Below are 12,247 nucleotides of genomic sequence, written 5' to 3' on the forward strand. Positions count from 1 at the left end.
GCGGCATTATACCAGAACGATTGTATTAAAATATATTAACCAATGGCATTAAACACCTTTTAAACATTTCAAAAATAATTATTTACAGCAAAATCAAATTGCTCTATAAAAATCTTTTTGAAAGGATATATATTGTTCTGTTCGTAAAAAACAAGCATTGCTTTTTTGTAAACTAGGGTATCGACTGTTCTAAAAGAAATAGGACAATACTTTTTACTTAACAAAATAGCATTACTTATAATTCTCGCAGTTCGCTTATTTCCATCATTGAATGCCTGAATATACGATAACAAAACAAGTGCATACAAGGATTTTATAAAAACATTGGTTTCGGTATTTATAATTCCACACATCATTTCTAAGGCTTCTCGTATTTGAAATTCATTATCGATAGGCCGATAATTTGTTCCTGTGATACCAACTCTTCTTTTTCGGATGTTTTTATCTACCCCCAAATCTTTTATCAACAAACTGTGTACGCTTTCTAATTTTGCTACCGTTAGTGTTTCTAAATAATCCGGATTTGCTACAATAAAATCAATAGCTTCTTTGTGATTCAAAAGCATTATAGCTTCCTCTTTTGTTTTTCCAGAAGCGGTTTCTTTGTCTTTCAACAATCGCTCTGTTTCTAATAATGAATAGGTATTGCCTTCTATTTGCGATGACTTCCAACTCAAATCTATTGCCAAACGCTCTAACTCACTCTGATACTCCAGGTCAGTTAAATGTTCCGTGTTTTTAGTAAATTTATCTTGAAGAACATCCAGACTATCCAACTCTTCCTTTTCAAAAACAGTGCTGTTTTTGAAAAATTCAAACACCTGATAATTAAAAACGGTGTTGCTATTTCTTTCATCGATCTCTTTTTTGAAATAATCATCTATGTCAATCGGGTATAAGAACTGAAAATAAGAACCAATGCTGTAACGTGTATTTTTACCTTTCCCAACAACCTCTATATATTTTAACCCTATGTTTTTTTGTAAAATTCGCTTTATGGTAGCAAGACCTAAAGAAGTATTGGCTTTTTCATAAATATCCATCGAAGAACAATTAGGATTATTTCTAATAAATTCTAAAACAACACTATTTCTATCTTCCTTCATGCTACAAAGTATTCATTCGGCTCAAAAATACAAATAATTCAGCTTAAAAATTATGTTTTTGAGCCAAATAACAAACTAAAATGAGCTGAATATCTTTTTAATCACAAACCAGTCATTGCGAGCGTAACGCAGTGAAGCGTGGCAATCTGTTCTCGCTAAATCGATTAAACAATTATTCCCTTAAACGACTCAAATGTCCTAAACAAACCCTCTTTCGAAGCTACAGGCAACGATTTCCCCACAGCCGCGACAATTTTTTCATTACTCACTACATAATTCTCGGTAAGTTTGTGCCAGTGTTCGGAATTAAGCGAAATTATATTTCTTTAAAATACTCTAAGCCCTTTGCGTTCTTTGTGACACCTTTGTGAACTTTGCGGTTAAAAACAAGCAAAGCGTTTTGCGGTTAAATTAAAAAATTTCTGACTACAAAAAGTAAGGATTAATACAAAAAGCCAAACAACCATAATGGTATTTTGTTCTGAAAGCCATACTCAATATCGCCTGCGGCGATAAAGGAATTTTCAATACCTTCAATTTGTTTTCTGGATTTATCCTTTCCGCCTATTTCGAAAACATACTTCTCATTTATCAAAAAATCACCCTTGTCAGAATACATGATTTTATGGGTATACCCGAGCTGATTTGCGAAAAATGTTTCTCTTATATTTCCAGTATTAGCAGCACTCGAAGTTAAAGCATACATCAAATTTGAGTTTTCCAAATACACCTTAAGCGGTTTCTGTAGTTTACTAATACCACCCGACTCTTTAAACAAGTTGATCGTAAGACCAATTTCAGCCAAATAATGAAAATACAAAAGCAAAGTACTCCTGGCAATTCCAATTTTCGTACTCAATTTACTCACATTAGGGATAAAAGGTACCGATTCGGAAATAATAAGCAATAATTGCTTTATTTTATGAACATAAGCCAAATCCAAACCTCGCAACAAAGGCAACTCAATTTCAAGCATCATATTAATAACGGCTTCCAAACGAGGCACGTACAAATCTAATTCTTCTTTATAAAAAGGGTAGTATCCCTGCTTGAGATAAGTATCAAAATATTGCAATGGTTTTACCTTGGCATTAATCAAAGTCGATTCTTTTGAGTGATTACTCAAAATGGACTCTAAAGTCAATTTATCAAAATGTTGTCCAGTTTCAATACTAAGATATTCACGAAACGAAAGCCCTTGCATGGTATAAGTAATAGCCCTGCGACTCAAATCAGCTCTAGCGTTCAATATTTGCAACAAAGAAGACCCTGTAAACACGACTTTTAGCATCGGGTAATCATCATAGATATTTTTCAACTCCTGCGACCAGTTGTCATATCTATGTACCTCATCTAAGAAAAGATACTCACCGCCTTTTTTCACAAAATCATCCGCCAAATCGACCAATGTGTTATTGCTAAACCAAATTGAATCTAAAGACACATACAATGTCTTATCTAACACCTTCGTTAGATTCATTTTAATATGCTGCAAGAGCATTGTTGTTTTCCCAACACCTCTTGCCCCTTTAACCCCTATTAATCTTGCGTTCCAATTAATATCACTCCCCAAACTCCTGACAAAATCCGTTGAAGTAAGACTTAATTTAAAACGAAATTTCTCAACTAACTCTTCCATATTGTTTTGTTTACAATACAAAAATACTTGTTTTTGTTCGACAGACAATACAAAATAATCAATTATTGTTCGTTATATCTAACAAAAAAAATGTTTTTCATATATCGCACTATACAAAAAAACAACAAAAACTGTATATTCGGCTATACAAAATAGACCTTATTTTGTATATTCAAGTATACAAATTCTAACCGATAACCCAAACTCACAACCCATAAAAGTGCTTAAAACGCACTATTACAACTAGCAAAATCAGGTAAAATAAGATCTTTATCAGATACAATCGCATCTTTCAAATCCATTCCCCAGTCTATATTCAATTGGGCATCATCAAATCGAATACCGCCTTCACTTTGTTTATTGTAATATTGGTCGCATTTATACAACACCACAGCAGTTTCACTAATAACGGAGAAGCCATGAGCAAACCCTTGTGGAACTAACAATTGCTTTTAATTCGGCGGATAGAAGAACGGAAAAGTGTTTCCCATAAGTTGGCGAATCCTTTCGCAAATCAACCGCAACATCTATAATTTCTCCTTGAAGTACACGAACGAGTTTCGTTTGCGCAAAAGGCGGATTTTGGTAATGCAAGCCTCTCAAAGCACTTTTTTTCAAAAAAGACTATTGTCTTGAACAAAATCAATAGTAATCCCTAAATCGCTAAATTTGCTTTTGTTATAAGCCTCAAAAAAATATCCCCTCGCATCTTCAAAAACGCTAGGGGAAATAAGTACAAATCTTTTATAAAAGTGGGTGCTATATTCATAGTATTAAAAAATGATATACAATAACAGTAAAATATACAATTAAAAATTATTTTATACTGTAGTAAAAAAATCATGAATCACCTCACTAATCCTCAATCTCTCTTCATCCGTAAGATTGGATCCCGAAGGCAGACACAAACCATTTTCGAATAAGGTTTCGGCAACTTTATTTCCGTAATAGGGATATTTCTCAAAAATAGGCTGTAAATGCATCGGTTTCCACAAAGGACGACATTCAATATTAGCAGCTTCAAAAGCCAATCGTAAGGCCTCTCTATTAATTCCTTTCACTGCATTAGGTTCGACCACAATGGCACTCAGCCAGTAATTGGCGAAATAATCGTTGTTAGGCACCGTAAAAACGGTAACCCCAGCAACGTCTCTGAATAATTCCACATAAAATTCGTGCATCTTTCTGCGCAAGGCAACATGGTCATCTAATACTTTCATTTGCCCACGGCCAATACCCGCGCAAATGTTACTCATTCTGTAATTATACCCGATTTCACTATGTTGGTAATGGGGCGCATTGTCCCTGGACTGGGTGGCAAAAAATAAGGCTTTATCTTTTAGTACTTTGCTTTTGGTTATAATCGCTCCTCCTCCCGAAGTGGTGATGATTTTGTTCCCGTTAAAGGACAAAACCCCAATATCCCCAAAAGTGCCACACTTTTGTCCTCTATAACTGCTCCCCAATGCCTCAGCACTGTCTTCCAGAATGGGAATTTCATATTTATTGGCAACTGCCCTTATTTCGTCCACTTTATAAGGAACGCCATATAAATGCACTGCTATTATGGCTTTTGGTTTCTTCCCTTTCGAAATCCGATCCACAATGGCTTCTTCCAGCGCAAGTGGACACAAATTCCAGGTTTCGGGTTCGCTGTCAATAAAAATAGGAATTGCTCCCTGATATAAAATAGGATTGGCGGATGCCGAAAAAGTCATGCTTTGGCAAATCACTTCATCTCCCGCCTTCACCCCCAATAAAATAAGACCAAGATGTATTGCTGCAGTTCCGGAACTCAAAGCGCCTACATGGGATTGGTTCCCTAAATAATTTTCTAAGTCAAGTTCTAAACCATTGACATTAGGTCCCAGTGGTGCAACCCAATTGGCATCAAAAGCTTCTTGTACAAATTTTTGTTCGCTTCCGCCCATATGTGGGGAAGAAAGCCATATTTTTGAATTATTCATGATATTTAATAATTTATTATGTATTGTATCTAGGTAACAATTAATTTAGAAAATAACTTTTTGTTTAGACAAATAATAATCTAAACAAATTTCGGGATAGTTATCACTTTTCATCTGATTTATCACTTTATCAATATCATGCAGGAAGGATTTTAATGTAATTTTTTTTGTGTTGGTATCTAGCTTAAGGTAGCAAGACTGGTTTAGATACTGTCGATTTTGACCAATACTTCCAGTGTTGATTAATAATTTATTGCCGACAGTTCTTTGAAACTGTTGGTGAGAATGTCCTATAATATAATTAGAATCAAGTACAATATCGTCTAATTTTGTATCCGAAAAAATGTAAGAATCGTTTATTGTGTGTTGAATTGTATAATCATCTATGACTATCTTTTCATCATATTTTTTTATAATATCTAATAAATTTGCATTAAAATTTTCAAAACATTTTTCAAAAAAAGTTTTAGCTATTATATTGTTTCCTCCATAATTTCCCTTTAAATAAAATTGTTCGTGATTTCCTTTGAGAACTTTACAATTAGTCTGATCATTCAAAAACTGAACACATTCATTAGACCACGGTCCATAGTTAACTATGTCACCATGTGAAATAAACAAATCTGTGGTATCTTTTTCTAATTTGAAAAATTTTTCAAGCGCAATCAAATTGCCATGTACATCTCCAAAAATTGCTATTTTCATGCTATCATCATTTTTATTCCATCCTCAAACGAAACTTTAGGACTCCAATTAAGTAAACTATGGGATTTTTCTGGATTAAATTTAAAAGACTGCCCTAAATCTCCATCTTTATAAACTATTTGACAATCAATAGTTTTTACTATTTCTTCAGCAACTTCTTTATTTGATATTGATTTCCCAGTTGCTCCTAATAAAATCCAATTATTTTTCGTTTGAGCTGCATTTATACAAAAAGACACGGCGTCATCAATATAAATATAATCTTGCATTCTGCCTCCGTTTCCAAATAAATTTATTTGATTAGTTTCTTTTGCGCTTTTTATTATTTGAGGAATAAAAGAGTAATTGTTTATACCAGGCCCATAAACATAAGTTAAACGAACTATCGAATAGCTTTTCGATGCACTAACAATAAATTCTCCTGAAAGTTTCGATAAAGCATAATTATTAGGATTATTAAACGGTGTGTTTTCTGAAATAGTTTCATTATGGGCTCCATAAACATTTGTGCTTGAAACATAAACAAATTTAGAATCAGTAAACCTTAAAGAATAATTATACAATGTATTATTAATTGACAATAACTCCTTATGAGAATTTGTGTAGTTACCGGATACATAAAATATACAATCTGGCTGAAAATCAGAAATTAGAAGTTCATCGGAAGTTATTAGCTTAGCTCTTTTATTAACATTTTCAAAACGAGTATTATAAACGGCTAAAACCTTAATTTTCATATTAACAAGTTCATTAACAATTGCACTTCCCAAAAAACCATTTGCTCCTACAACTACCGCTAAATTCATATCTATTTTGTTAAATTAAAATTATAAAACACAGCATCAGGATTTTCTAGATTATTTTCATCATTCAGTTTTTCAAACTGATTTTCATCAATAAACAAATCAGACCAAGCTCTAAGCACAATACCATTTTGCAAAATTGGGACTTCGATTTCAACATCAAATAAATAGTATTTTAATAATGCCTCAACTTCATTAAATCCAAAAAAATGACGCAAGGGAGTTGTTCCGCTAAATCTACCATTTATTTCAAAAATAATTGGTTTATCATTAAAAATTCTGAACTGAAAATTGACAGGTCCATCCGGATTTAATTTTTCTGCAATCGGAATGATATATTTATCATATTTTGATGTTTCAGCATCTCTATAAGCTCGATAAGTATTACCGTCACGCAAATCTCGTTTAAGAGTCACAATTGCTTTGCATTCCCCTTTAACAACCACACAACCCGAAGTATATTCACCTTGAGTTTCAGATAAAAATTGTTGCACGACTAAATTACTATTAGGATGATAAATTTCCATTAATTCCTCATGGTTTTCAATTTTTTTAATACCAAGAGAACGAGCACCATCAAAAGGTTTTGCAAATAAAGGAAAGCCTAATTTTCGCTCAATTTCATTCAATTTTTCTTTATCATTTGCCATCACAGAAAAAGGAAATGGAAAATTATTTTTTTCAAGAAAGGCAGCTGTCAAAAATTTATCGTTGGCAATATTTATTACCTCTTCGCTACTAATAATTATTTTACAATTATATTTTTTCAAAAATTCATCCTTATATTTTGAAAGAATAGGCAATTCAACATCGGTGCCAATTAAAATAGCATCAATATTATAATCAACTACAATTTTTCTTATGGAATCAATATAGTTGTTTTCATTTACTTTTGGAATGGTAATAGCGTAATCACCAAGCCAATGTCCCGTAGAACGAGGGTCTGGATCTGCTGTGTAAATTTTTTTTGAAAAATCTGCTATTTGCAATAATCTCAAAATTCCTTGCCCTAATAAAGCGCCTGCCCCGGTTACTAATATGTTTTTTTTCATTTCTTTGTTTATCTATTTTTGATATAATCTAAAAAATTTGCTTTAAAAAAGCATTTTATAATACTATTTAAAATTATTGCCTAAATCATCAAAACGAGGCATTGTTGCATGTCCATCTGCTGATATTTCCTTAGACGAAAATAATTTTTTAAATGTGTTGAAAATAATCTTGGCATCTAAATTAAAAGAAATATTATCCACATAAAACACATCATACTCAAACTTTTGTTGCCAACTAATGGCATTCCTGCCATTAACCTGTGCCCAACCTGTTATACCAGGCTTCACTTCATGTCGTCTTGCTTGCTCCGCATTGTAGAACGCTAAATATTCTGGGAGTAATGGTCTTGGTCCTATTAGACTCATATCCCCTTTGATTACATTTATCAATTGTGGGATTTCGTCTAAGGAGGTTTTACGAACAAAAGAACCGATTTTTGTCAATCGGATTGCATCGGATAACAGATTCCCGTTAATATCTTTCTTATCGTTCATGGTTTTGAACTTGATTATCTTAAACAATTGTCCGCTCTTGCCGGGACGCAGCTGCAAGAAAAAGGGTTGGCCTTCATTGGCAAAATACAAAGCAATAGTTACCACGAATAACAACGGACTCAGGAACAACAATCCTATAATTGCTCCTGTAAAATCGAAACTTCTCTTGAAAAAGGACTTATACATGGTGTTCCAATCTTTTATATTCTGCCAAAATCGCTTCCCAAACCACGCTTTGCTCGTAGCGGCGAACAATCATTGGACGGGCATTTTGGTGTAAATAATTTCTTAAAGCGTTGTCTTCCACCATTTTTTTCATTGCCTGATAAACCGCTGCGGTATCCTTGACAGGAATGATGACTCCGTTTTCTCCCTCTATTATGATTTCGTTGCAGCCATTGATATTGGTCACAATGCTGGGTAAACCCATAGCTCCCGCTTGCATAACGACGTTGGGAAAGCCTTCGCGGTAAGAAGGAAAAGCAAGACAATCGCTTATGGCAAAATAGGGACGAACGTCTTTCTGGAAACCGACGGAGATGATGTTTTTATTGTCAATAATTGTTTCCAGAGTTTCCTTTTGCAATGGATCTAGCTTGGATTCAAAAGGACCGACGAGCAAGAGTTTAGTTTGTCGGGGATTTAATCCTATTTGTTGCTTCAAAGGCAAAACACACCCCTTACCCCTCTGAAGAGAGGCCCTTCGACTGCGCTCAGGGTGACAACTGCCGGGATTAGAAAATAATTCAAAAGCGGCAACCAATTCATTTATCCCTTTGTCGCCTACCAGACGCCCTACGAAAATGAAGACAAAATCATCAGGAGTAATTCCTATATTGGTTTTTAAGAGTTGGTTTTCCTGAGCAAAAAAAATTTCCGGATTGAAATAGGCAGTATTGATTCCATTGGAACTGCCGTTTCCTATTACCTTTAATTTCTCTGAATTGCAAAATTGTTGCTCTATAATAATTTTTTTTAACCCTCTAGAGTTAGGATACACCATAGTAGCACAAGCATACGTAATTTTCTCAACGGCATCAAGTAACCGTCTTTTATTTCCTTTAGCTTCCAATAATGGCAACCCTGCTATGGTATGCAATCTGTAAGGCACACCAGCTAGTTTAGCCGCAATCATCCCTACCGTTCCCGCCTTTGGGGTATGTGTATGAACAATAAAAGGTTTTTCTTTTTTAAAGTAATTATACAATTCCCACACTGCTTTTAAATCCTTAAAAGGTGTAATTTGCCTCGTCATTTCAACATAAAAAACTGCTACTCCTTGAGAAACTCCTACACTTTCTAAATAAGTTTTATCCGAAGAAACTGCAGTTATCTCATAATATTTTCCCATAAAGCGCAACTGATTTTCCAGAAGTTTTTCTAAGGAAATAGGAATTGTAGTGATCCGAATAAGTTTTTTCTTATTTTTCATAGGTTTGCTTGTACCATTTTTGGAAACAAAAGAATGTCCAAACTCGGAAAGTATTATCGATTTTTCTCTGCAAATGATTGTTTACCAATTTGGAAACTATTTCAAAATGAAAAATATTTTGTTTTTCAACGAACGCTTTATCAACATAAGAGAGTAATTCATTTCTTAAATCCGCCCTTAACCAATCACCAACTGGCACTCCAAAACCTTTCTTCGATTTATTCAAAAAATCTTTAGGAAAATAATCTTTAAAAGATTCTTTCAAAATATGTTTTTTATCCCAATCATTTATTAGAAAATTTTCAGGCAATTGACTTGTGAAATTCCAGATTTCTTTATTCAAAAAAGGAGCGCGACACTCTAAGGATGTTAACATACTAGTTCTATCTACTTTTACTAACATATCTCCTTCTAAACTTAAAATTTGGTCAATATTTCTAAAATCAGTCAAAGTTTTGTTCTTATCTCCTATTTTATTTTTATAATAAGCCAATGGATTTTCATTGTATAAATTTTGTTTCAAAACTTCTTTCACTTCATTTTCTTGGAATCCTAATGAAATTATATTGTAATAAAAATCTCCCTCATAATTTATTGACTTTAACAATCTATTAATTTTAAAACGGATACCTCTATTATCTTGATTTGTATTTAACAAACTACAAATTCCAGATGACAAACTATTGTGTAATGATTTAGGGATCAATTTTGTATATTTATCATTCAAACTGCCCATATAGTATTTGTTGTAACCCCCAAAAACTTCGTCTCCTCCATCTCCTGTTAAAGCAACTGTCACAAACTCCTTCGTTTTATTGGAAACTACATAACTGGCTAAAGCGGACGAATCAGCAAAAGGTTCATCAAAATTTAAAATAATCTCATCAATATTAGCCGTTAAGTCTTTTTCGGTAATAATAAATACATGGTGATTACTTTGGATAAGTTGGGCTACTGCTCTGGACTTATCGGTTTCATCAAAAGATTTTTTATCAAAACCTATAGAAAACGTTTCAATTTTTGTGCTAGACTGTTGTGCTAAACACAAAGAAACAATTGAAGAATCGACTCCTCCAGACAAGAAAGTCCCTAAAGGCACGTCTGCTATTGATCTAGAAACTACACTTTCTTGAACCAAATCATGTGTTGTTTTAACAGCTTCAGACTTAGAAAGCGCTCCATACTTTTTGAAATTTTGTTTAATTTCATGTATTTCAAAACTAAAGCTGGAGCAATCAAATTCAAGGTAATGATTGGCTTCTAATTTATGAACATCTTCATATATAGTATAAGGAGCAGGAATATAGGTAAGTTGCAAAAAAAGATTCAAACTCTTAGTATTGACCTTTGGTTTTATCGGAAGCGATTTTATAAGCGATTTTAACTCGGAAGCCCATATAAAACGATTATTGGTTTTAGTATAATAAAGCGGTTTTTCACCAAAGAAATCCCTGGCTATTATAATTTTATCCTGTTTTTTATCATAAATACTAAAAGCAAACATGCCATCGAGCATGGCAAAGGATTCCACTCCATATTTTTCATACAAAGCAATAATTACTTCCGTATCGGAATTGGTTTTAAAATTGTATTCGCTTAGATGTTCCTGTTTTAATAGTTTGTAATTATAAATTTCGCCATTGAAAACAATTACTTTCTGGTTATCTGCCGAAAAAATAGGTTGCTTTCCCGTAGATAAATCTATGATGGACAATCTTCGCATTGCCATTCCGATTGAAAAATTTTGGTTGCTTTCAGCAAAAAAACCATCTTGATCCGGCCCACGATGAATAATTTCGTGATTCATTTTATCCAGAATACCATCAATAATTTTCGTTTCCTTAAAGCTTTTTGATACGAATCCGTTTATTCCACACATACATTACATCCATTTATTGTAGCAATTTGTTCTTGATAAACAAGATTACTGGAAAGATTAAAAAAAATGGAGTAGCTCATTCTTGGGGCTTCCATTTGTTTATTATTTTAATTTGTTGAAAACTGTAATGTAAGTTCCACTATTGCTTTCAACGGTATAATATTTTGTAAAAGCATCATGATTTTCCAGCCCTACCTCCCTGAAATAGTCTTGATTATTATACACTTTTTCAAAGGCACTTACCCAGTCTTCATTGGTAATTGCATAAAGATTTTTTTTATTCCTGTTAATTTTAACATTAGCATCAAGAGGTGTAGCTATGGTCGGCAGCGAGCAACCCATGTACTGCACTAATTTAAAACCGCATTTTCCTTGATTGAAGGGCGTATTTTCTAATGGCATTATTCCCACATCAAATTTATATATTTCCTCAATTTCAGTTTTAGAATCCCAATTGATGAAGTTTACATTCAAATGTGCCAGTTTGCTGGATTCATTCTGGTCAAAACCAATCAAGTGCAATCGAAATTCCATTTTTTTGCTTAAGACTTCAAATGCTGGAATAAGTTTCAACACATTGACACTAGTAGTTCTTGAGCCTATCCAGCCTATTGTAAAAACAGCATTGGTTTCGCTTTTAGTTTTTTGGCGATACACTTCTTTGCATACCGATGTTGGAATTTCAATACAATTGGCATTAAGTCGACTTATATAATTGGTCAAATAAGGGCTTCCACTCACCACATAGTTAGCGTCTTTTATAACATTATCAATTTTATTGGAGAGAAATAATTTTATAAAAAAATTTCGGGATGTATTGTAGTTATGAAAAATGGCATCATCATAATCAACAATATATTTTACGTTAATAACTCCAAATAATTTCTCGAAGATGGAAGGAAAATACGGAAATAATTCATATTCTATGTATATCAAATCGTATTTATAAACTTGCAATAGTTTAAAAACTCTCCTCAGATAATAACACAGTGTAAAGCTTATTTTAATTATTTTGTTATTGGTAAAAAAGTTAGACCCGAACAAAGGAGCTGCAACAACTTCTATTCCGGCTTTTTCATAAGCGTTTAAATATTGATATATTCTATACCTGCTGCTGGGTCCCAGTTCGTTATATTTTGGCAAAAATAAAATTTTCATTATTTCTATTC

The 12,247-nt window shown here is 33.2% G+C and carries 10 protein-coding genes and 1 pseudogene; all 11 read right to left on the minus strand.

Annotated features, from left to right (window positions below; genetic code table 11):
• Nucleotides 1–68 precede the first annotated feature (68 nt).
• Nucleotides 69–1,106, minus strand: a complete 1,038-nt coding sequence (locus tag B2145_RS13765) for a Fic family protein (protein ID WP_291103331.1) — start codon at nucleotides 1,104–1,106, stop codon at nucleotides 69–71.
• Between the two features lie 442 nt (nucleotides 1,107–1,548).
• Nucleotides 1,549–2,745, minus strand: coding sequence for an ATP-binding protein (locus tag B2145_RS13770; protein ID WP_291103334.1), 1,197 nt, complete (start codon nucleotides 2,743–2,745; stop codon nucleotides 1,549–1,551).
• A gap of 224 nt (nucleotides 2,746–2,969) precedes the next feature.
• Nucleotides 2,970–3,514, minus strand: a pseudogene (rfbC, locus tag B2145_RS13775) (dTDP-4-dehydrorhamnose 3,5-epimerase).
• 52 nt (nucleotides 3,515–3,566) lie between these two features.
• Nucleotides 3,567–4,712 (minus strand): DegT/DnrJ/EryC1/StrS family aminotransferase, encoded by a 1,146-nt coding sequence (locus B2145_RS13780; protein WP_291103337.1) that lies wholly within the window; start codon nucleotides 4,710–4,712, stop codon nucleotides 3,567–3,569.
• A gap of 45 nt (nucleotides 4,713–4,757) precedes the next feature.
• Nucleotides 4,758–5,417: a metallophosphoesterase family protein gene (locus tag B2145_RS13785; RefSeq protein WP_291103340.1), complete on the minus strand. Its 660-nt coding sequence runs from the start codon at nucleotides 5,415–5,417 to the stop codon at nucleotides 4,758–4,760.
• Nucleotides 5,414–6,223: an NAD-dependent epimerase/dehydratase family protein gene (locus B2145_RS13790; RefSeq protein ID WP_291103343.1), complete on the minus strand. Its 810-nt coding sequence runs from the start codon at nucleotides 6,221–6,223 to the stop codon at nucleotides 5,414–5,416. Before B2145_RS13790 ends, B2145_RS13785 begins: the two co-directional genes overlap by 4 nt.
• A 2-nt stretch (nucleotides 6,224–6,225) precedes the next feature.
• The gene (locus B2145_RS13795) at nucleotides 6,226–7,272 is read right to left on the minus strand and encodes an ATP-grasp domain-containing protein (RefSeq protein ID WP_291103345.1); all 1,047 of its coding nucleotides are present in this window, start codon (nucleotides 7,270–7,272) and stop codon (nucleotides 6,226–6,228) included.
• Nucleotides 7,273–7,335: 63 nt separating this feature from the next.
• Nucleotides 7,336–7,953, minus strand: a complete 618-nt coding sequence (locus tag B2145_RS13800) for a sugar transferase (RefSeq protein ID WP_291103347.1) — start codon at nucleotides 7,951–7,953, stop codon at nucleotides 7,336–7,338.
• Nucleotides 7,946–9,199 (minus strand): glycosyltransferase family 4 protein, encoded by a 1,254-nt coding sequence (locus B2145_RS13805; protein WP_291103350.1) that lies wholly within the window; start codon nucleotides 9,197–9,199, stop codon nucleotides 7,946–7,948. The genes B2145_RS13800 and B2145_RS13805 overlap by 8 nt, the downstream gene beginning before the upstream one ends.
• Complete coding sequence (gene asnB / locus B2145_RS13810) at nucleotides 9,189–11,078, minus strand: asparagine synthase (glutamine-hydrolyzing) (RefSeq protein WP_291103352.1); 1,890 nt, start codon at nucleotides 11,076–11,078, stop codon at nucleotides 9,189–9,191. The genes B2145_RS13805 and asnB overlap by 11 nt, the downstream gene beginning before the upstream one ends.
• Nucleotides 11,079–11,180: 102 nt before the next feature.
• Entirely contained in the window at nucleotides 11,181–12,236 is a 1,056-nt protein-coding gene (locus B2145_RS13815) for a glycosyltransferase (protein ID WP_291103354.1), read from the minus strand.
• Nucleotides 12,237–12,247: the final 11 nt, after the last annotated feature.

Origin of the sequence: Flavobacterium sp. UBA5153, from assembly GCA_002413745.1 — a bacterium.
Taxonomy (GTDB): Bacteria; Bacteroidota; Bacteroidia; order Flavobacteriales; family Flavobacteriaceae; genus Flavobacterium.

Bases quoted from the DNA above. Each gene is read 5' to 3' on its own strand.
- B2145_RS13765 (WP_291103331.1), bottom strand. From the start codon at position 1,106: ATGAAGGAAGATAGAAATAGTGTTGTTTTAGAATTTATTAGAAATAAT.
- B2145_RS13770 (WP_291103334.1), bottom strand. From the start codon at position 2,745: ATGGAAGAGTTAGTTGAGAAATTTCGTTTTAAATTAAGTCTTACTTCA.
- B2145_RS13780 (WP_291103337.1), bottom strand. From the start codon at position 4,712: ATGAATAATTCAAAAATATGGCTTTCTTCCCCACATATGGGCGGAAGC.
- B2145_RS13785 (WP_291103340.1), bottom strand. From the start codon at position 5,417: ATGAAAATAGCAATTTTTGGAGATGTACATGGCAATTTGATTGCGCTT.
- B2145_RS13790 (WP_291103343.1), bottom strand. From the start codon at position 6,223: ATGAATTTAGCGGTAGTTGTAGGAGCAAATGGTTTTTTGGGAAGTGCA.
- B2145_RS13795 (WP_291103345.1), bottom strand. From the start codon at position 7,272: ATGAAAAAAAACATATTAGTAACCGGGGCAGGCGCTTTATTAGGGCAA.
- B2145_RS13800 (WP_291103347.1), bottom strand. From the start codon at position 7,953: ATGTATAAGTCCTTTTTCAAGAGAAGTTTCGATTTTACAGGAGCAATT.
- B2145_RS13805 (WP_291103350.1), bottom strand. From the start codon at position 9,199: ATGAAAAATAAGAAAAAACTTATTCGGATCACTACAATTCCTATTTCC.
- asnB (WP_291103352.1), bottom strand. From the start codon at position 11,078: ATGTGTGGAATAAACGGATTCGTATCAAAAAGCTTTAAGGAAACGAAA.
- B2145_RS13815 (WP_291103354.1), bottom strand. From the start codon at position 12,236: ATGAAAATTTTATTTTTGCCAAAATATAACGAACTGGGACCCAGCAGC.